Source organism: Enterococcus sp. M190262 (assembly GCF_005843965.1).
Lineage (GTDB): Bacteria > Bacillota > Bacilli > Lactobacillales > Enterococcaceae > Enterococcus_D > Enterococcus_D gallinarum.
Genome location: NZ_CP040461.1, coordinates 254,375 through 273,651, shown reverse-complemented (window position 1 = coordinate 273,651; position 19,277 = coordinate 254,375). Strand labels below are relative to the sequence as shown.

At 41.4% G+C, this 19,277-nt stretch carries 19 protein-coding genes; 17 read left to right on the top strand and 2 right to left on the bottom strand.

Translation table 11 applies throughout. From position 1 onward, the window contains the following. The first annotated feature begins 4 nt into the window (after nucleotides 1-4). The gene (locus tag FE005_RS01250; RefSeq protein WP_021150372.1) at nucleotides 5-691 is read left to right on the top strand and encodes a response regulator transcription factor; all 687 of its coding nucleotides are present in this window, start codon (nucleotides 5-7) and stop codon (nucleotides 689-691) included. A gap of 261 nt (nucleotides 692-952) precedes the next feature. On the opposite strand, the gene FE005_RS01245 is transcribed toward FE005_RS01250, so the two are convergent. Then, nucleotides 953-1,801 carry a MurR/RpiR family transcriptional regulator gene (locus FE005_RS01245; RefSeq protein ID WP_003125570.1) on the bottom strand — a complete coding sequence of 283 codons (849 nt, stop codon included), beginning with the start codon at nucleotides 1,799-1,801 and terminating at the stop codon, nucleotides 953-955. Nucleotides 1,802-1,952: 151 nt separating this feature from the next. On the opposite strand from FE005_RS01245, the gene gnd reads away from it, so the two are divergent. The 15 genes from gnd (at nucleotide 1,953) to FE005_RS01170 (ending at nucleotide 15,848) form a co-directional block, all read left to right on the top strand. After that, nucleotides 1,953-2,855, top strand: a complete 903-nt coding sequence (gene gnd / locus FE005_RS01240) for a phosphogluconate dehydrogenase (NAD(+)-dependent, decarboxylating) (protein ID WP_138371157.1) — start codon at nucleotides 1,953-1,955, stop codon at nucleotides 2,853-2,855. Between the two features lie 16 nt (nucleotides 2,856-2,871). Continuing rightward, nucleotides 2,872-3,876 (top strand): D-isomer specific 2-hydroxyacid dehydrogenase family protein, encoded by a 1,005-nt coding sequence (locus FE005_RS01235; protein WP_103300213.1) that lies wholly within the window; start codon nucleotides 2,872-2,874, stop codon nucleotides 3,874-3,876. A 12-nt stretch (nucleotides 3,877-3,888) separates the two neighbouring features. Beyond that, nucleotides 3,889-4,992: an iron-containing alcohol dehydrogenase family protein gene (locus FE005_RS01230; protein WP_138371156.1), complete on the top strand. Its 1,104-nt coding sequence runs from the start codon at nucleotides 3,889-3,891 to the stop codon at nucleotides 4,990-4,992. An 11-nt stretch (nucleotides 4,993-5,003) separates the two neighbouring features. Further along, nucleotides 5,004-5,834 (top strand): PTS sugar transporter subunit IIC, encoded by an 831-nt coding sequence (locus FE005_RS01225; RefSeq protein WP_003125578.1) that lies wholly within the window; start codon nucleotides 5,004-5,006, stop codon nucleotides 5,832-5,834. A 21-nt stretch (nucleotides 5,835-5,855) separates the two neighbouring features. Then, entirely contained in the window at nucleotides 5,856-6,713 is an 858-nt protein-coding gene (locus FE005_RS01220; protein ID WP_003125580.1) for a PTS system mannose/fructose/sorbose family transporter subunit IID, read from the top strand. Between the two features lie 18 nt (nucleotides 6,714-6,731). Continuing rightward, nucleotides 6,732-7,238 carry a PTS sugar transporter subunit IIB gene (locus FE005_RS01215; RefSeq protein WP_138371155.1) on the top strand — a complete coding sequence of 169 codons (507 nt, stop codon included), beginning with the start codon at nucleotides 6,732-6,734 and terminating at the stop codon, nucleotides 7,236-7,238. A gap of 123 nt (nucleotides 7,239-7,361) precedes the next feature. Beyond that, nucleotides 7,362-8,234, top strand: a complete 873-nt coding sequence (locus FE005_RS01210; protein WP_230320942.1) for a hypothetical protein — start codon at nucleotides 7,362-7,364, stop codon at nucleotides 8,232-8,234. Nucleotides 8,235-8,280: 46 nt separating this feature from the next. After that, the gene (locus FE005_RS01205; protein ID WP_003125583.1) at nucleotides 8,281-8,736 is read left to right on the top strand and encodes a PTS sugar transporter subunit IIA; all 456 of its coding nucleotides are present in this window, start codon (nucleotides 8,281-8,283) and stop codon (nucleotides 8,734-8,736) included. A gap of 15 nt (nucleotides 8,737-8,751) precedes the next feature. Next, complete coding sequence (uxuA, locus tag FE005_RS01200) at nucleotides 8,752-9,846, top strand: mannonate dehydratase (protein WP_103300215.1); 1,095 nt, start codon at nucleotides 8,752-8,754, stop codon at nucleotides 9,844-9,846. A gap of 1 nt (nucleotide 9,847) precedes the next feature. After that, nucleotides 9,848-10,480 (top strand): bifunctional 4-hydroxy-2-oxoglutarate aldolase/2-dehydro-3-deoxy-phosphogluconate aldolase, encoded by a 633-nt coding sequence (locus FE005_RS01195; protein ID WP_103300216.1) that lies wholly within the window; start codon nucleotides 9,848-9,850, stop codon nucleotides 10,478-10,480. Nucleotides 10,481-10,554: 74 nt separating this feature from the next. After that, nucleotides 10,555-11,271 carry an HAD family phosphatase gene (locus FE005_RS01190; protein ID WP_138371153.1) on the top strand — a complete coding sequence of 239 codons (717 nt, stop codon included), beginning with the start codon at nucleotides 10,555-10,557 and terminating at the stop codon, nucleotides 11,269-11,271. A gap of 235 nt (nucleotides 11,272-11,506) precedes the next feature. Further along, nucleotides 11,507-12,490, top strand: coding sequence for a LacI family DNA-binding transcriptional regulator (locus FE005_RS01185; protein WP_029486451.1), 984 nt, complete (start codon nucleotides 11,507-11,509; stop codon nucleotides 12,488-12,490). Beyond that, nucleotides 12,487-13,881 carry a glycoside hydrolase family 1 protein gene (locus FE005_RS01180; RefSeq protein WP_005470528.1) on the top strand — a complete coding sequence of 465 codons (1,395 nt, stop codon included), beginning with the start codon at nucleotides 12,487-12,489 and terminating at the stop codon, nucleotides 13,879-13,881. The genes FE005_RS01185 and FE005_RS01180 overlap by 4 nt, the downstream gene beginning before the upstream one ends. Before the next feature lie 243 nt (nucleotides 13,882-14,124). Continuing rightward, on the top strand, nucleotides 14,125-14,928 hold the full coding sequence (locus tag FE005_RS01175) for an AraC family transcriptional regulator (RefSeq protein WP_003125590.1): 804 nt from the start codon (nucleotides 14,125-14,127) through the stop codon (nucleotides 14,926-14,928). Continuing rightward, the gene (locus FE005_RS01170; protein ID WP_138371152.1) at nucleotides 14,925-15,848 is read left to right on the top strand and encodes a DMT family transporter; all 924 of its coding nucleotides are present in this window, start codon (nucleotides 14,925-14,927) and stop codon (nucleotides 15,846-15,848) included. Before FE005_RS01175 ends, FE005_RS01170 begins: the two co-directional genes overlap by 4 nt. Nucleotides 15,849-16,273: 425 nt before the next feature. Here the strand turns inward: FE005_RS01170 and FE005_RS01165 are convergent, their stop codons facing one another. Continuing rightward, nucleotides 16,274-17,440: an ROK family transcriptional regulator gene (locus FE005_RS01165; RefSeq protein WP_003125592.1), complete on the bottom strand. Its 1,167-nt coding sequence runs from the start codon at nucleotides 17,438-17,440 to the stop codon at nucleotides 16,274-16,276. Between the two features lie 250 nt (nucleotides 17,441-17,690). Between FE005_RS01165 and xylB the strand changes: the two genes are divergently transcribed. Next, nucleotides 17,691-19,187 (top strand): xylulokinase, encoded by a 1,497-nt coding sequence (xylB, locus tag FE005_RS01160; protein WP_086269018.1) that lies wholly within the window; start codon nucleotides 17,691-17,693, stop codon nucleotides 19,185-19,187. Nucleotides 19,188-19,277: the final 90 nt, after the last annotated feature.

Sequence of the window (19,277 nt, the reverse complement as noted above, 5' to 3'; positions counted from 1 at the left end):
CATCATGGGAAGAACTGTCTTGCTGATTGAAGACGATCCGACGATCGCCGATTTTATGGAAGTCGTTTTAGAAAAAGAAAGGTATCATATTCGAGTAGCAGAGACTGGAATGGCTGCTCTGACGATTTTTCAGGAACAATCCTTTGACTTGATTTTACTTGACCTAGGACTACCCGATATTGACGGCATGGAGTTATTGAAAATCATTCGCAAACGGATGGCGGTGCCATTGATCGTGATTTCAGCTCGCAGCAATGAAAGCGAGAAAGTCAAAGCATTGGATCTTGGTGCGGATGATTATGTGACCAAGCCATTTGGTATGAATGAATTGCTTGCAAGGATCCGCACAGCATTCAGGCATCGGAAGCAAGAGCCAATGCCGCTAGTCATCAAGAATGGTGAATTAACACTTGATACTGAAAGGCAGCTTTTGACTAAGGCCGGAACAGAGATCCATTTAACCAAAAATGAGTACCGAATTTTAACTGTTTTGTTCCAACATCTAGGCAAAGTCGTAACGTACCAAACGTTGGCGACAGAAGTTTGGGGACCTTATGGCACTGATCCGCAAGTATTGCGGGTCAATATGTCAAATATACGAAAAAAGATCGAGACCAATACCATCAGTCCCGAATACTTGATCACTGAGATCGGTCTCGGTTATCGCTTAAGGGATCATCGCGACTTGTGAGGATTTTTAACAAGAGAAAGCAGACTGTTTTTCTATGAGGAAAGACAGTCTGCTTTTTTCTATTATCATGGACTAAAAATCGAACACGCTTATGCTTAGACGGTATCAGAACTTTAATCGTTAGCTTTGGTTTTTATTTAGACTAGCCATCAATCCTCTGAAGTCCAAAGAAAGGAGAGCAGAGGAAATTACTTTTTCATAACCCATTAGTACATGATTGAAAGGTTTTAAAGATTAGGCTGCTACGCTATTTAAAGAAGGCTATTCTTTGATTTTAGAAATCGTACGTCGAACTTTCGCAATGGAGTCTTGGGATTTGTTGCGGTTGATAAACATCAAAATCACATAGAGCGAATCGATGATACTTAGTTGAGAGATTCTGGAAGCAAGAGCTTCTGAACGAAATTCGATCTCTTCGGAAACAGAAATAAATACGACATCCCCTAATTTGGCTAGCGGAGATGCTGCGTGACTGGTAATAACGATAACTTTGGCGCCGCAATCTTTGGCGACTTGCGCAAGTTCAATCGTTTCTTTCGATTTACCCGTATGAGAAATCAACAGGGCACAATCTTCTGGGGTCAGTAACGCTGCTTCCATCAACTGAATGTGATAATCCGCACTGTGAACGACAGAAATCGGTGAGCGCAAGAATTTATGGTATGCATCAGCTGCAACGATTTCAGAACCGCCTACGCCAAAAAAGAACAATCGCTTGGCACTGTCGATCATTTGGACGGCTTGTTTCAAATCTTCTTCTTGCAGTAATTTTCGCGTATCGGTCAATGTGGTGAGGTTGGAATCAAAGACTTTGCGCGCCATGGTCAGCTCGTTATCTGATTGCTGAATATTTTCGTGGAAAGAGATGGCGGATAAATCATTTTCTTGCATCAACATGGCCATCTTAAAGTCTTTAAAACCGTTGTAACCAAGTTTTTTTGTAAATTGAAAAAATGTCGAATCCGCCATTCCTAGCTCATTTGCTAAATCACTAATAGAACTATGGCTAACCTTACTGGGGTTTTCGAGTATGTAATCGGCGATTGCTTGTTCTTTGGGGCTTAAGTCTTTATAGAGGGTCTTGATTTTTAAGCGAATCGATATAGTCATAGTGTTTTTCTCCTTTTTCAATACATTCCGAAGCCTTCATTTTTAAAGTACAACGATTTCCAAAGAAATGCAAATAAAAAATATTTTTTATTATTTATATTTACAAAAAAATATTTTTTTGTATAATGAAGATAGAAATGGAGGCGCTATCATGGAGATTGGTATTATCGGTCTTGGCAAAATGGGCTTGAACTTAGCAAGCAATTTAAGAGATCATGGCTATCGAACGAAAGGGCTGGATCTTTCAGAACAAGCACGACTTGCTGCACGAAGGGAGGGAATAGAAACATATGAGACTATCAGCCAAATGGTCGCTTCATTTACTGGCAAACGAGTCATCTGGCTGATGCTGCCAGCAGGGGAAATCACAGAATCGGTACTAAAAGACTTGCTGCCACTTGTTTTACCAGAAGATATCGTGATAGAAGGTGGAAATTCAAATTATAAAGATTCGATTCGACGAGGGAAACAATTTGCAGACAAAGAGGTTGCCTATTTGGATTGCGGCACTTCAGGAGGAATATCCGGTGCGCGCAAGAATGCTTGTCTGATGGTCGGCGGCGACTTAAATGCCTTTCATTCGATCGAACAAGTATTCAAAAATGTTGCTATTGAAGGCGGATATCTTTATGCAGGCGCATCAGGAAGCGGTCATTTCTTGAAGATGATCCACAACGGAATCGAATATGGCATGATGCAAGCAATCGGTGAAGGGTTCCAACTGATTGAGCAGAGTGAGTATGCTTTTGATTCAGCAGCAGTAGCCCATGTCTGGAACCACGGATCGGTAATCCGCAGCTGGCTGATGGAGATTGCCGAAGCACAATTTTCCAACAGCCCCCACTTAGAAGAATATCGGGGTATCGTTGCTGCTTCAGGAGAAGCCAAATGGACGGTGGAAACAGCACTGGAAATGGACGTTGCCGTTCCAACGATTGCATTAAGTCTTTTCATGAGAAATTTATCACAAGAACAAGACAGCTTCTCAGCAAAAGTGGTGTCTGCGCTGAGAAATGGATTTGGCGGACACGAAATCGTAACAAAAACGGAATAAAGGAAGGAGACTTAGGATGCTTGAGTATAAGATTGCGATAGTCAACTCTAGTAGTTTTGGCAAAATATTTCCTCAACATATCCAGAGGCTCGAAAAAATCGGCACAGTGACTCATTTTGATGTGGAAAGTGACATTTCCGGGAAGGAATTGGCGCAACGTTTACAAGGTTATAATCTGATCATCGCCAGTGTGACGCCTCACTTTACAGAGGAATTTTTTGAACACAAAGATGAGCTATTATTGATCACTCGTCATGGTATTGGCTACAACAATATCGATCTAGCAGCTGCACGTAACCATCAAACGATCGTTTCGATCATCCCAGCATTGGTGGAACGAGATGCGGTGGCAGAAAATAATGTGACGAATCTGTTGGCGCTTTTGCGGTGTACCGTAGAGTCATCTGTGAAAGTTCGGCAAGATCAATGGGAGTCACGAGCCAAATTCGTCGGGCGAGCATTGTTCAATAAAACAGTAGGTGTCATAGGTGTAGGCAACACAGGAAGTTGTGTCGTGGAGATTTTGCGCAATGGGTTTCGCTGTGAGGTATTAGCCTATGATCCCTATCAATCAGCACTCCACATACAAAGTTATGGCGGGAAGAAAGTTGAGTTAGATGAGTTACTGACTCGTTCAGACATCATTTGTCTGTGTGCCAATTTGACAGAAGAAAATTATCATATGATTTCAACCAAAGAAATTGAAAAAATGAAAGACCAAGTATATTTGTCAAATAGTGCTCGCGGAGCACTTTTAGATGAACAAGCAATTGTAAACGGTTTAAAATCCGGGAAGATCGCTGGCTTAGCGACAGATGTTTTAGAAGAAGAACCGGGGCGCAAGGATCACCCATACCTGGCATTTGATAACGTAATCATGACACCTCATACGTCTGCTTACACAATGGAGTGTCTCGAACAGATGGGAGAAAAATGTGTGACGGACATCGAACAGATCATTCAAGGGCAATTACCAGAACGAGCTGTTCAAGATCAAAGCGATTTTCTTGTTTTCTCATAAGGAGGGAAGGAAATGTTAACTGATTTAAAAGTAAAAGTTGGTCCTCAGTTTTATCGTTACCATGAAGGTGCATTAGCCCATATTCCAGAGCTGCTGCAAGAATATCAAGCCAAACGATTATTAATCGTTCATGGCTCGATTTCATGGCAAAAAGCGCAACCCAAATTGACTTTTATCAACGAGGCGCCCCAGGATGTTTTTTATCATCAGTATACTGGGGAATGCAGTTACTACGGTGCAAATTTGATCAAAGATCAAGTAGAAGCACATCACATTGACTTTATCATCGGTGTAGGCGGCGGAAAATTGACCGATTTGGTCGGGTACGCAGCCCATCTGACCAATACGCCATTTGGTGTCGTGCCAACCTTAGCAAGTAATTGTGCACCATGGACACCGTTAGCTGTGATGTATAAAGAAAACGGCGAATCTGAAGGAAAGTCAGAGCACTTCTTGCGGCAAGCAGCTTTTTTGATTACAGATCCGACACTAGTGATTGATGCGCCAGTTTCCTACTTTATTGCTGGACTAGCAGATACCTTAGCAAAGTGGTATGAATCAGAAACAATTTTGGCGCAACCACAGCTTCAACATGAGCCTTTTCTACAATTGGCTGGCTACACAGCCAAACTATGCGAGAACGCGATTGTATCTCAGTCAAAACAAGCAATCCAGGATATGGAAGAGCAAAAGGTAACAGAAGAATTCATTCACTTGTCAGAGATTGTGTTTGCAGTTGCCGGTTTAGTTGGTGGATTGGGTGACAAATACGCCCGCAATGCGGCAGCCCATGCGATGCATGACGCAATCAGCAAATATCTGCCAGCAAGTCATCAGTTTTTGCATGGTGAAAAAGTTGCTTACGGCATTTTTTATCAATTAGCGATTGAAGAAAGATGGACGGTCATTGATCAGTTATTGCCGTTTTATCGAGAATTGCAGTTGCCAATGTCCCTGCATCAAATGGAGATCTATCCAGAAGACCCGCAAGTGATCGATCAGTTGGTGGCATTTGTTGATTCAAAAGAGAAAGTTCATCTGATTCCGGTTTCTATAACGAAAGAACGGCTGAAAAAAGCACTTTTAGATTTAGAAAACTATATCGAGCAGGTTTAGGAGGAGGAAAAATGGAAACTTTAAGTATTACACAGAGTTTACTGATTGCTTTATGGGTTGCGGCAGTCATGTCTAGATGGCTTGGTGGTGGGGCAACACTAACCCTTCGTTTCTCGCCATTGATGACTGGGTTGGTTGTTGGGATCGTGATGGGGGATGTAGCGCAAGCGATGATCGTTACTGCTGCACTACAGATGATTTATATGGGGGTCTTCTCTCCCGGCGGCTCAATGCCAGCTGAACCATCGATTGCTGCGGCTATTGCTGTACCGGTAGCATTATTAGGTAATCTGAAGCCCGAAGCGGCGATCGCAGTTGCTGTCCCAGTGGGACTTTTAGGCAGTTATTTGTATCAGTTCCGGTTCTTTATCAATACATTTTTAGGGAAATATACGGATAAAGCAGTGGAAGACATGAATACAAAAGCAATTACTCGTTCGATCATTTTGTATCCAACGTTGGCCTCATTTATTTTATTTGTACCGCTTGTTTTCATCGCACTTTATCTGGGTGCACCACTGATCGCTGATGTCATCAATGCCCTTGAAGGGACGGTCGTCATCCATATTCTGGAGGTAGTAGGTGGTGGCTTGGCAGCGATCGGGATTGCAACGACTGTTTATGTCATTGGTCGGAAAGATTACATGGTTTTCTTTTTCCTTGCCTATTTTATGAGTGTCGTACTGAAATCATTGGAAATCACTATGGTTACTTACGCAATCTTTGGTGTTCTGATCGCATTGATCTTTGTACAATCACAAAAAGGAAAATTAGCCCCAGCTGCTGAAACGAATACGTCCAATGCATCCTTTGATGAGGACGATTACGATGATGGATTCTAAGAAACAAGGAGGAATGAAAAAATGACAGAATCAGTGAAAGCAACACAGATCGCTCCAGAGGAGATCACAAAAAAAGATGTCACGAAAGCATATCTTCGCTGGCACTTTGCCAACGAGATCCCTCATTCATTTGAACGCTATCTGGCACCGTCACTTTTATACGCAATGATGCCGATTTTACGAAAATTATATAAGAACGAAGACGCCCTCAAGGCTGCCTATAAGCGGCAACTGCTCTTTTTCAACACGCAATTGAGCTGGGGGGGCGGCGTGATCACAGGCCTGATGTCTTCTATGGAACAGCAGCGGGCAGAAGAAGAACATGAAAACAAAGAAGTTCTGATGCAAGATGATTTGATGTATAACACAAAAGCAGGGTTGATGGGTGCTTTAGCAGGGATCGGTGATGCGATCGATTCTGGAACAGTACAGTATATCTTTATTGCGATCGCTGTCCCATGGGCCCAGCAGGGAAGTCCGCTAGGTGCATTGTTCCCATTTGTCTGTTTCGCTTTATACCAAGCATTTTTAGGTGTATTTTTTGCTCGACAAGCTTTTGCAATGGGACGAAACGCGACCGGATTGATGCAAAGCACCGGTGTTCAGACAGCAATCGAAACGTTGTCTGTTCTCGGGTTGTTTATGATGGGGGTCTTAGCTGGAAACTATGTCAATGTTTCTTCTTCGCTGAAATTTGATATTTCAGGACGAGAATTTATCATTCAAGATATTCTTGACCAGATTGTTCCAGGTATCTTGCCATTGGCTGTTGTAATGGGTGTTTATTGGTTCTATACGAAAAAAGGCTTAAAAGTTACGCAAGCACTGCTCTGGCTGACTTTGATCTTGATCATTCTAGCCGGCGTAGGGATTTTATAGAAAAGGAAGTGGAAAACAATGGGTGTAGTAAATTTAGCACGTGTGGATGAACGGTTGATTCATGGGCAAGTCATGATGACGTTGTCTCAAAAAAGCGGGGTCAACTCTATCTTCGTCGTTGATGAAGTGGTTGCTAAGGATAAATTCATGCGAGATCTATACAAAAATGCCGGCAGTCGCACAGGACAAAAAACGATTGTCGTGACACCAGAAAAAGCAAAATTTTATTGGGATGAATATGCGTTTAAAGAGTACAACTGCATCCTGATCGCAAAAACCATCAGTGTGATTTATGATCTGGTCACCCATGGTGTGCCAATGAAAGAGTTGAACATTGGCGGGATCGCACAGAAAGATCCAGAAAAAGATCTGTTAGTTACAAAATCCGTCTACTTGAATAAAGCAGATGCCGCAAGATTAAAGGAAATGAATGAACACTATGGAGTCGAAAACATCTATTTCCAAGCAACACCTTCTGCTCCTAAATCCTCTTTAAAAGAGGTCTTGAAACAATTCGAATTATAACTGCCAAATACAGCAACTGAGCTAGTTCCATCAATAACAAAAAAGCAACGGTCATTTGATGGTTGCTAGCTCAAAGGCTGTTGAAAACGTGCTGAATCCTTCGAAAAATGGGAGATGAAAAAGATGCAGAAAGACCGTTTCAATGATTGGCTGTTTCGTTACCGCTATATTTATCGTTCTCGCTTAAGTGACCGCAGCAAAAAAAGATTCCTAAATGCTTTAGTGACAGATATCTCACAAATAAGAAAAGATATTCGCGTAATCGAATATGATTTGAAACATAAAGCAGCTTCGAGAAATGTTTACATCGGAGATATTGCTCAAGCAGATCGAATCATTTGTACGTATTATGATACACCGCCGCAACATTTTGGCGCTTATCATTTTTTTGATCGAAAGGCGCAAGGTCGTCAAACAATGAATTTTATTCTTGTCAGCTCATTCATAACGATTGGGATCGGTGCAGTAGCGACATGGTTCTATAGTCAATTCGCTGCTGACAGTTTTGTACTTTTTTCTTGGCAAACATTTTTCTTAGTTCTGGCATTTGGTTCGTACTTTCTTTTATTGGGAAAAGTGGTAAAAGGGGCGGTCTTCCAGAAAAACTTAACGAGAAATACTTCTTCGGTTTTGGCATTATTGGCTTTAATCAGTGAAAATGAACGACAAAACACTGCGTTTGCGTTCTTGGATGAAGGAAGCTATGGCGAACGAGGATTAGAAGTTTTGCGAGACTCAGCCAAACGCAAGGCTACGATTTATTATCTGGATTCTGTTGGTGCCAAAGCACCTCTACATGTAGTAGGAACAGAGTTTGATCGCAAACAATTAGCACGGCTCGGAATCCTTCAAGAAGAAGGAATCCATGCAACAATCAATTATGTGATCAGCGGAAATAAGGAATCAACAGAGGGATATTATCTGCCTAAACAATTATTAAGGCAAAAAGACATCAATATGGAAAATGTAAACAAGACGATTGCCTTGTTACAGTAAACGTTTTGCATGGAAATCCATGCAGGGAGACAAAGGAGGAATGACAATGTTGGGAATCGTACTTGCTACTCATGGCACATTAAGCGATGGACTGAAAGATGCGGCAACAGTCATCATGGGAGCAGTCGAAAATATAGCGACAGTCAATTTGTATCAAGGAGATGATGTTCAAGCACTGGGAGAAAAAATCAGTACCGCGGTACATCAAGTCAATCAACAAGAAGGGGTGCTGATCTTAGTAGACTTACTGAGCGCTAGCCCTTACAACCAGTCAGTTTTGACGATCAATCAGTTAGAAAAAGAGCTGCAAGAAGAAGTTTACGTTATTGGCGGTACCAACTTGCCGATGGTGTTAGAAGCAATCAATCATCAATTACTGCAAACACCAATTGCATCAGCGGCACAAGCAGTGATCGATCAAGGAGAAGATAGTGTTGCTTTTTGGCATATCTCGAATGAGACGCCAGCTGCTGGCGATGAGGATGACGATGATGATTTTTAAGAAAGGATGTTGACTATGAAATGGGGCTTTAGATGGTATGGCGAAGGAGACTCGATTCCTTTGCAAAATGTCCGTCAAATACCTGGCATCAATGGGGTCATCGGCACCTTGTTAAACAAACTGCCAGGAGATATTTGGGAAATTGCCGAAATTGAGGAATTAAAACAATCAATCGAAAAAGAAGAACTGACATTACTAGGAATCGAAAGTGTGGCGATCCATGACGCGATCAAGGCAGGAACAGAAGAACGGGATCACTACATCGATCATTACATTCAGACGATCAAAAATCTTTCTGCTTGTGGCATACATCTGATTTGTTATAGTTTTAAGCCGATTTTTGGTTGGGCAAAAACCAATCTTTTTTATGAAAATGAGGATGGCAGTTTCTCATTGCTGTATGACCAAGCAGTGGTTGAGGGGATGGAACCTAGCGAAATGTACACATTGATCCACAGCCAATCAAAAGGATTCAAGCTGCCTGGTTGGGAAGAAGAACGGTTAAAGAAATTCAATCAGCTGATGGAGACTTATGACGGAGTGACAGAAGAGGTTCTTTTCGATAACTTGGCTTATTTTCTGAAACGAATTATTCCTGTTTGCGAAGAAATGAATGTTAAAATGGCCATCCATCCGGATGATCCGCCTTGGGAGATCTTCGGCTTGCCGCGAATCACCAAAAACTTGTCTGACTTGAAAAAAATATTGTCTATTGTTGACTCTCCTTACAATGGATTGACGCTATGCACTGGTTCGTTAGGCGCCGATCCGAAAAATGAACTAGTGTCGATCATCCATGAGGTTGGCGACCGAATTAATTTTGTACATTTCCGAAACGTTCTCTTTATGGGAGACCGCAAATTCAAAGAGTCTGCACACTTGTCTACAGAAGGTTCACTAGATATGTATGCCATTATGAAAGCCTTGGTGGATGTAGGATTTACTGGAGTGATTCGTCCAGATCATGGGCGAACGATCTGGGGGGAAGTAGCAATGCCAGGATATGGTCTGTATGATCGAGCTTTGGGGATTAGTTACTTGCAAGGACTGCATGAAGCGGTTGTCAAATCGCAAATGTCTGCAGAAATTGATCAGAAAGCGGGGGAATAGAATGGCAAACGTCGAATCATTGACCGAACATTTAGCGGCTACGAAAGTTTTACCGCTTTATACCGCCACAGACATGTCGTTGCTAGATCCACTAGAAGAATTATTGATTAAACATGATATTCGTTTGATTGAAGTGACTTTCCGCAGCGAACTGGCGTTAAAAGCAATCGAACACTTAGCACGCTCAGGGAAGTTGCTCGTGGGAGCCGGCACGGTAAGAACACTTGAAGAAGCCCAACAAGCGGTAGCAAAGGGGGCCCAGTTTATTGTCTCTCCAGCTATTGTTCCAGAAGTTATCGATCACTGTCTAAAGAATCAGATTCCGATTTTTCCAGGAACAGCGACACCAAATGATATTCAGAAAGCCGTATCGTTTGGGATCAAAACTGTGAAATTTTTTCCAGCAGATATTTATGGCGGGTTACAAGCAATCAAAGCGTTAAGCGGTCCCTTCTATGATGTTCGATTTTTGCCAACTGGCGGAATCTCTAAGGACAATTGCCAAGACTACCTTGCTCATCCGCAAGTAATCGCAGTTGGGGGTTCTTTCATCCTTTCAGAAGAGCTGGTCAGAGATTATGAGCAAGGGGATGCACATTTAGCATCCTTAAAAGCAATTCTTGAATCGACCTGAGTATCAAAACGAAGAGCGGTGCGATCTAATGCTAGACGCATGGCTCTTTTTTAAAATAAAGTAGGAGAAAGCGAATGAACACAATCCAACTAGTAATTTTTGACATGGATGGCTTAATGTTTGAAACAGGACGACTTGCCTACCGTGCCTATCTAAAATCTGCTGAAGAACACGATTTTGAATTGATCCACGATGTCTATTATTATTTGACCGGGAAAAGAGAAGCCGAGATTCGTCAAGGAATGAAAGAGTTATACGGCGATGTCCCTGTCGACCAATGGCGGGATTCGATGAACCGATACAAAGAAGCCATTTTAGCCGAAGAAAAAAGAGTCTACAAAAAGCCAGGTTTGCTCGATTTACTAAAGGAGCTGAAGCAGCACACCTGCCAAATCGCATTAGCCTCCTCTTCTTCCCGAGAAAAAATCGCCACCTATTTTGAGCTAGAAAAGATGCCGTCTATCTTTGATATCATCGTAGCTGGCGATCAAGTCAAGCAAGGAAAGCCCGATCCGGAAATTTTTTTGACGGCTTGTCGTCAGGCAAAGGTTCTCCCAAAAGATGCCTTAGTCTTAGAAGACTCGTTTGCCGGGATAGCTGCTGCTGAAAAAGCGGGCATCTCAGCGTTTATGGTCGAAGATGATTTGACAGACTTACCGACAAGAAAAGGAAGATACCCATTGAGCAAACAACCAATCATCGACAAAGAGGTGCTCTTTCAAGGTGTTCGGCGTTTTACTGATTTAACCGAAGTCAAAGACTTTTTACTAGCCAATCAATTACTTAGGTAATTGATTGGTTCGATCAAGATGAATGGTTCTATTCAGCTCTTGAAGCGTATTAGCAGCCATTCATCTTTTACATTTTTAGCGTAATTAAATGTAAAGGGAAAATGAATACGTATCCAAAAAAGATTGCAATTTTGGAAAAACGTGCTATAGTTTAAAATTGAACCGGTTCAATTTTTTAACAAGCTGATGATTTTTATTAGATCGTGAAAAATGGCATCAGAGAAAGGTGAGAAACATGGCTTCGATTCGAGATGTTGCGCAATTAGCAGGTGTTTCTGTAGGGACTGTTTCCCGATATTTGAATGGACATCAGCTGAAACAATTGAATAGAGAAAAGATTGCTGCTGCTATTGAGTCGCTTGACTACAAAGAGAATATTATTGCGAAGGGTTTAAAGAACAATCGTAGCTATTCATTTGGCTTATTGATGAATCGCATCTCCAGTCGTTTTGGCTCGGAAGTTGTTTCTGGTATCGAGAAAGTCGCGGAAGAAAATGGCTATAGTATTTTGCTGAGTGGTTTTACGAATAGCAAAGAGGACCATGACAAACTCGATTATTTATTGCAGCATGCTGTCGACGGATTGATTGTTTTCTTTTCTGATGAAAAAAAGTTTGATTTGTCGAAATGGCAGGACATTCAGATACCCATTGTCTTTTTGAATCATCCTGAAACACAAGGAATCGCCGATGTTCTCTTATTGAACGACCGTCAAAGTGTTTTTGACGTCATCAACCATTATTTAGCAGCTGGACATAAAAAAATCGGTTATCTTTCCGCTCCACAGTCGGATCACACTGCGAGAGAACGATTGTTTGGTGCGCAAGCTGCTATGGCAAACAATGAAGCAGAAATGAAAATCGTGGTGGGGGACTACACAAGACAAAGCGGTTATCGGGGAACTGAAGAATTAGTCGCATGGGGAGCGACTGCAATTTTTGTCAGTAACTACAACATGTCAGTGGGGGCTTTGGAATGTTTCAATCAAAAGAGACTGATCGTTGGAAAAGATATCGCCTTTGGTCACTATGATTATCTTTCTGAAGCAGAACAGAGTTTGTTGCCGCAAATAACTGTGAATCCGCCAGCAGAAAAAATGGGGGAGAAAGCCGCAGAACTTGTCTTAGAACGAATCAAAATGGGAAAAGCGGCCACTGAAAAGCAAGTGGTCTTAATGGAAAATCAATTACTAGGATTACCGAAGGGAGCAGAAACATGAAGGTTCAATTTCCAGAAAATTTTTGGTGGGGTTCCGCAGCAAGCGGCCCACAGACAGAAGGTCGGGTAGCCGGGGACGGCAAAGGCGAGAATATTTTTGATTACTGGTATGCCAAAGAACCGGAAAAATTTTTTGATCAAGTAGGTCCAGACAAAGCATCGGAAGTCTATCTCAACTACAAAGAGGATGTCCAATTGATGGTTGAAACCGGCCATAACTCTTTTCGGACTTCGATTCAATGGAGCCGTTTGATTCCTGATGGAACGGGGGCAGTCAATCCTAAAGCTGTTTCTTTTTATAATGATTATTTTGATGAATTGATCAACAATGGGATCGAACCATTTGTCAATCTGTATCACTTTGATATGCCAATGGCATTACAAGAAAAAGGCGGCTGGCTCCAGCGAGAGACTGTGGAGGCATATGCCAGATATGCCAAGACATGTTTCGACTTGTTTGGGGATAAAGTCAAAAAATGGTTTACTCATAATGAACCGATCGTTCCTGTTGAGGCGGGCTATTTGTATCAATTGCATTATCCAGAAGAAAGTAACATGAAACATGCCATTCAAGTCGGATTTAATGAAGCATTGGCTTCCGCTTTGGCGATCAAGGCTTACCATGAAAGTGGGCAAACTGGTCAAATCGGCATCATACTGAATCTAACTCCAAGTTATCCAAGAGACAGTAATAATCCCGAAGATGTTCGAGCAGCAGAAATCGCGGATGCTTTTTTCAATCGTTCATTTCTTGATCCTGCGGTCAAAGGAATTTTCCCAGAAGAACTGGTGAAAATCGTGAAAGAATTAGACATGGTACCTGAGATGCAAGCGAGCGATCTCGACATCATCAAAAATAATACTGTCGATTTGTTGGGGGTCAACTATTATCAGCCACGGCGAATCAAAGCGAAAGAAACGCCTGTCGATCCTGCAGCAGAGCCAATGCCAGAAAATTATTTTGATGTGTATGATATGCCAGGCAAAAAAATGAATCCTTATCGTGGTTGGGAAATCTATGAAAAAGGCATTTACGATATCCTGATCAACCTGCGGGATAACTATGGCAACCTGCCGTGCTTTATCTCCGAAAATGGCATGGGGGTTGAAAATGAACGTCGTTTCTTAGGTGAAGATGGGATGATTCATGATGACTATCGGATTGAATTTGTCTCAGAGCATTTGAAATATGTTCATCAAGCAATTCAAGAAGGGGCAAATTGCCTAGGCTACCACATGTGGACCTGCATGGACAACTGGTCATGGACCAATGCTTACAAAAATCGATATGGCTTTATTTCTGTTGATTTAGAAAATGACCGCAAACGGAGTATCAAGAAATCAGGATATTGGTTCAAGCAAGTCTCTGACAATAATGGCTTTGAGGGATGATTTTTCCGTGAGCATGCGCCGATAAAATGTCTGGTAAATCCAAACTAGAAGAGCGGATCAAACAATTAAAGCAGATAGAGGAAAGGCGATCTTTCTTTTATCTGCTTTTTCGTTGGTTCATAAATAGGGTCTGGAAAGGTTATCTGGAAAGGTTAAATGTAGGATGATTCCGAGAAAAGCATGGAATATTTTACAAGAAATCGAAAGGTTCAATGCTAAAATAGATAGAAAAGGAGGAACAGTATGAAAAAGGTTCACTATGATGAAATAGTTGGCATTGAGGCCTATGCGTTAGAAAAGTATCAAAAGAGCTTTCCCCTCCATTTTCATGATTATTATGTAGTGGGTATTTTGTTAGCAGGAAGAAGAAAGCTGTATTGCGGAGAGACACAAATCCTCGAAAAAGGCGATCTGAATTTATTCAATCCCTATCAGCCTCATAGCTGCCAAAGTCTGGAGAACCAAGAAATTACCTACCACGCCCTCAACATTTCCAAGCAAGCAATGACACAAGTGGTAAAAGAAATTACCGGCAAAAAGGATCTGCCTTATTTTAGTCAAGTCATCCTGCGAAACAATAGCACAGGAGAACTAGTCGAAGAATTGTACCAAGCGATTCTTTCAAAGAAATCACCTCTATATCGAGAGGAATTGATGTATTTGCTTATTGAAAACTTACTTGCCTATACAGCAGAAGGTTATCAGAATGAACCCGTTGAAAATGTCCTGTTAGAAAATGTTTGCCATCATTTACAAAAAAATTATACAGAAGACATTCGTTTAGAGAATCTCGTTGCGTTGACGAATTTGAAAAAAAGTTCTTTCATTCATCAATTTACAAAAAACTATGGCATGACACCTTATCGGTATCTGTTATCGATCCGAATCGATGAAGCAAAGAAATTACTGGCAAAACAGCAGTCCTTATCAGAAGTGGCGTTGATGACGAATTTCTCCGATCAAAGTCATTTCTCCAATGTATTCAAAAGCTTTATTGGGCTGACACCAAAACAATATCAAAAAATGTATTTAAGGAGTACAGAATGAAACATTTATTTAAGAATCCCCATGTCACTGCCTTGATCACGGTTTTCTTCTGGTCAACGACTTTTATTGCCACAAAACTGCTGCTGATTGATTTTTCACCCACGGCGATATTATTTTTACGATTTATCATCGGACTAGTGGCGTTGAGTGTGTTATCCAAATTTAGCAGGATACACTATCACTTTCGTCAACATCTTTATTTGATGGCAGCAGGAATATCTGGCGTTTGTTTTTATTTCTTTTTAGAGAACATAGCTTTAAGTTATACAAGTACATCGAATGTTGCGGTGATTGTTTCCATTTCTCCACTCTTCATTGGCTTAGCCTCTGCTCTCATTTATCGAACGAAATTAAAGGGAACATTCTTTATTGGTTTTTTGCTTTCTTTTTGTGGTATTTTTCTGATCAGCTTTGCAGGAAATCTTTCGTTTCATCCCTTTGGCGACTTTTTAGCTATAGCAGCCGCCCTGATGTGGATGGTCTATTCACTGTTGGTCAAAAAGATCGCTAGTTGGGGACATTCCGTGATCGACACGACGAAAATGATCTTCCTATATGGCATTCTATTTATTATGCCGCTATTCTTTTTGACGAAAAGTTCCCTTTCGTTAGATAAATTGCTTCAAACGGACAATCTGCTTTATCTGCTGTTTCTTGGACTGGGGGCTTCCGCGTTGTGTTTCGTTCTATGGAATTACACCGTCGAACAGCTAGGTGCTGTTATGGCTGGCCTCTATATTTATTTGGTTCCTGTGACGACATTATTTGCTTCTTTTCTTATCCTAGGAGAAAGGATCAGTTTAGTGAAACTACTAGGCGTGACGTTAACGCTATTCGGTCTTTTTGTATCAGAAGGAAAATCAAGCCTTCCAATAAGGGCAAGACTAAAAAAGACAAAACTAAAGAACCAAGATGAGTAATGATCAAAAGCAATGGGGAAAATTCAAGCAATTCTGACTTTGTAGGTCTATTCCTTTTTTAGAAGGGGAAGAGACCTTTTGATTTTGAATAGGAGTAAATGATTGCAGTCGAAATATATCGTTGGCGGGGTCACTGCAGGAGACATAAAAGAGTAAGCCGCTGGGAGAAGGGATTGATGAGGGGGGGTTCAATATTGTCTTGCTGGCACTGTATGATATAAGGAAAAATAAAGAATGAGAACCAAAGTATCTGACAGGAGAACACGTATGAAATTGTGCAGGAGCACAGAGTACTCCTGCAGCGCAGCGACAGTCAGCTACCCAAACTTATGTCCCAGCCCATTTGTTGTGTTGCCACTTATTGAGGTTATACGGTGGCTAAATGAATGAGTGGATTTTCTGTATCAGAAAAAAATTTTTATGGATTAAAGGAAATCAATCGTTGGAAAGCGCAGATCTTCAATGTTTAAGAAGTTCTTGGCAATCAGAACATTACCACCGAACAGAGGTGCCTGTTCGCCCAAACGACTGTTTTTGATTTTCGTATTCTGAGTGAACTGACTGGTTAATTTTTGTTGCAGGTCTTTGGTCAATTGAGGGATTTTGCGATAGACAGAGCTGTTGATATAAACCTCTTCAGGATCGAAAAATGTAATGACATTATTTAAGCCGATACTCAAAAATTCGACATTTTGTTGTGCTAGTTCAAGCGCTGATTTCTCGCCAGAACGAATAGCCTTTGCAAAAATATCTGAATTGACAAGCTCTTTTTTTGTATAGTGACTGTAGGTATCGAATAAAACTTTATTAGAAGCGTATTGCTCTAAACACCCGCGATTTCCACAAGGACAAAGGTTTCCATGAGGGAACAATGTAGAATGACCCACTTCTCCAGCTGTTCCGTGAGTTCCTGTCTGTAAACGTCCATTTACAATGATGCCGACACCGATGCCGCTATGAATACTGACACTGAGCAGATTAGTTGAATCAGACGAAAAGCAATACTCTCCTAATGCAGTCAAATTTGCTTCATTTTCGATATAGACTGCGGTATGGTATTTCTGACTAAGAGGAGAGACCAAATCAATGTGTTCCAGATCATAATAGGGCGTAAAAGTGATGTTCTCCTGATTAACGATACCGTGGATCGCTAAACAAATACCAACCAATCCATGGGTAGTAGGAGGCATCTTGGGGGTAAATTCAGCCATTATCGAATCAATCGTGGTGAATACGTTGTCTTTTGTAATCAAGATATCTTGTTTTTCCAAAATGGCTATTCGTTGACCATTGATATAAGATAGCATGCCATTGACATAATTATACCCAATATCAAACGTAATCGCTAAGCTGCTTTGATGATTGAACTGAAGCTGGATAGGTTTGCGTCCGCCAATCGATGTGGAATCACCAATTCCTACTTCTTTGACAAAATCGGTTTCAATCAATTTTTTCATTATTTGCGAAACAGAGGCTTTGTTAAGATTCGTTAAGTTGGAAACTTCAGCTCTAGAAATATGTTCGTTATCAATGATGGTTTTCAGGACGGCAGCTTCATTCTGCTCTCGGATGCCCATTTTGTTAATAATCATAGTATCTCCTTCTTCGTCTATAGTAATGTTAGTTTACCGTGCAAATTAATAAAGTGCAAGTTTATCTGTAAAAGGAGATATTCCTCAGTTAGGTGCTTAAAAAAGTCTCAAATAACTGTTGAAAGCGCTTGACAAAAATGGATGGGTCGTTTACTATCCAATTAGTTAGTTTTTTAAGCAAATTAACCTAAAAGCAATATTTTGTAAACTATAACAAATAAGAATTTCATCAGTAGCAAAGGAGAAGAATATGGCTTATTTACTAGGACTGGATCTAGGAACGAGTTCTTTGAAAGGATTGGTTTTTGATCACTCAGGGAATCTGATTGACACTGCTAGTGCAGACTATCCATTGTCGTCCCCCCGACCTGGATTCAGTGAGCAAGATCCTAATCATTGGCGTCAAGCGGCTCATGCAGTCATTAAAGCGTTGATCGATAAAGTGCCTGAGTTGCGCAAAGAATTGATCGGCATCAGCTTTTCAGGACAAATGCACAGTTTAGTCTTGCTAGACGAACAAAACAAGGTCATTCGACCAGCAATTTTGTGGAACGATGTTCGGACGACGAAGCAATGTCAGCGAATCATGGAAGAGATGCCAGAGATTCTTTCAATCACAAAGAACATTGCACTAGAAGGATTCACATTACCTAAAATCTGTTGGGTTCAAGAACATGAGCCTGAGAATTGGCAGAAGGTCCAGCACTTGATGCTGCCGAAAGATTTCTTAGCATTGTGGCTATCAGGTACCTATTCAATGGATTATTCGGATGCTGCTGGGACATTACTACTGGACAGTGAGAAGAACTGTTGGTCTGCAGAAATCCTCAACAAGTTTGCTATTCCAGAAGAAATCTTACCGACACTTTTTGAATCAGCAGCTGAAGTCGGGACACTGGTCCCTGATTTACAAACAGAATTTGGCTTTGAAAAAGAAGTCAAAATCTTTGCTGGCGGCGCCGATAACGCATGTGCCGCGCTAGGATCTGGGATTATTGACGAAGGCATTGGGATGGTATCGATCGGTACTAGCGGTGTATTCTTATCTTTTGAAGCGCAGAAGGTTGATTACCAAGGGAAATTGCATGTTTTCAATCATGCAGTGGCAAAAAAACAATACTCGATGGGTGTCACACTAGCTGCCGGTAACTCACTAAGTTGGTACCGAGATACATTCGCAGAAGGAGTAGACTTCTCCGAATTGCTAGCAGATATTGGGGAGGTTTCTCCCGGAGCAGATGGTCTGCTGTTCACCCCTTATATTGTTGGTGAACGAACTCCTTATACGGACAGCACTGTCAGAGGAAGCTTCATAGGGATCGATACCCATCACCGACGTCGGCATTTCAGCCGAGCGGTCTTGGAAGGCATCACTTTTTCTCTGAAAGACTCTCAACTGATCATGGAAGAAGAAGCAAAACGGAAATTTAGCAAAATCGTTTCTGTTGGTGGGGGTGCGAAAAACAAAGAGTGGCTTCAGATGCAGGCGGATATTTTTGCTGCAGAGATCACAACATTATCCACAGAGCAAGGTCCCGGCATGGGGGCCGCGATGTTAGCGGCAATCGGAAGCGGACTTTATCCTGACGAAGCGGCTTGTGTGAAGGCTTTTGTAAAGTATGGGTCAGTAATCCAGCCAATCGCAGAAAATGTAACGGAGTATCAACGGATCTATTCTGTTTATCATAAAGTGTATCAACAAACAGCACCTCTTTGTCGCGAATTGGCAACATTGCAGTCAGAGTAATCAACGAAAGAATCGCCACTACTAAAGGTTTCATGTAACTTATTTTAGAAGTAAGTTAGTTTGTTATGTTAAAAAACTAAAAATGGAGGA

Coding starts and splice junctions, on each gene's coding strand:
- FE005_RS01215 (WP_138371155.1), top strand. CDS start 6,732: ATGGGTGTAGTAAATTTAGCACGTGTGGATGAACGGTTGATTCATGGG.
- gnd (WP_138371157.1), top strand. CDS start 1,953: ATGGAGATTGGTATTATCGGTCTTGGCAAAATGGGCTTGAACTTAGCA.
- FE005_RS01250 (WP_021150372.1), top strand. CDS start 5: ATGGGAAGAACTGTCTTGCTGATTGAAGACGATCCGACGATCGCCGAT.
- uxuA (WP_103300215.1), top strand. CDS start 8,752: ATGAAATGGGGCTTTAGATGGTATGGCGAAGGAGACTCGATTCCTTTG.
- FE005_RS01185 (WP_029486451.1), top strand. CDS start 11,507: ATGGCTTCGATTCGAGATGTTGCGCAATTAGCAGGTGTTTCTGTAGGG.
- FE005_RS01210 (WP_230320942.1), top strand. CDS start 7,362: ATGCAGAAAGACCGTTTCAATGATTGGCTGTTTCGTTACCGCTATATT.
- FE005_RS01230 (WP_138371156.1), top strand. CDS start 3,889: ATGTTAACTGATTTAAAAGTAAAAGTTGGTCCTCAGTTTTATCGTTAC.
- FE005_RS01220 (WP_003125580.1), top strand. CDS start 5,856: ATGACAGAATCAGTGAAAGCAACACAGATCGCTCCAGAGGAGATCACA.
- FE005_RS01225 (WP_003125578.1), top strand. CDS start 5,004: ATGGAAACTTTAAGTATTACACAGAGTTTACTGATTGCTTTATGGGTT.
- FE005_RS01175 (WP_003125590.1), top strand. CDS start 14,125: ATGAAAAAGGTTCACTATGATGAAATAGTTGGCATTGAGGCCTATGCG.
- FE005_RS01180 (WP_005470528.1), top strand. CDS start 12,487: ATGAAGGTTCAATTTCCAGAAAATTTTTGGTGGGGTTCCGCAGCAAGC.
- FE005_RS01195 (WP_103300216.1), top strand. CDS start 9,848: ATGGCAAACGTCGAATCATTGACCGAACATTTAGCGGCTACGAAAGTT.
- FE005_RS01190 (WP_138371153.1), top strand. CDS start 10,555: ATGAACACAATCCAACTAGTAATTTTTGACATGGATGGCTTAATGTTT.
- FE005_RS01165 (WP_003125592.1), bottom strand. CDS start 17,440: ATGATTATTAACAAAATGGGCATCCGAGAGCAGAATGAAGCTGCCGTC.
- FE005_RS01170 (WP_138371152.1), top strand. CDS start 14,925: ATGAAACATTTATTTAAGAATCCCCATGTCACTGCCTTGATCACGGTT.
- FE005_RS01205 (WP_003125583.1), top strand. CDS start 8,281: ATGTTGGGAATCGTACTTGCTACTCATGGCACATTAAGCGATGGACTG.
- FE005_RS01245 (WP_003125570.1), bottom strand. CDS start 1,801: ATGACTATATCGATTCGCTTAAAAATCAAGACCCTCTATAAAGACTTA.
- xylB (WP_086269018.1), top strand. CDS start 17,691: ATGGCTTATTTACTAGGACTGGATCTAGGAACGAGTTCTTTGAAAGGA.
- FE005_RS01235 (WP_103300213.1), top strand. CDS start 2,872: ATGCTTGAGTATAAGATTGCGATAGTCAACTCTAGTAGTTTTGGCAAA.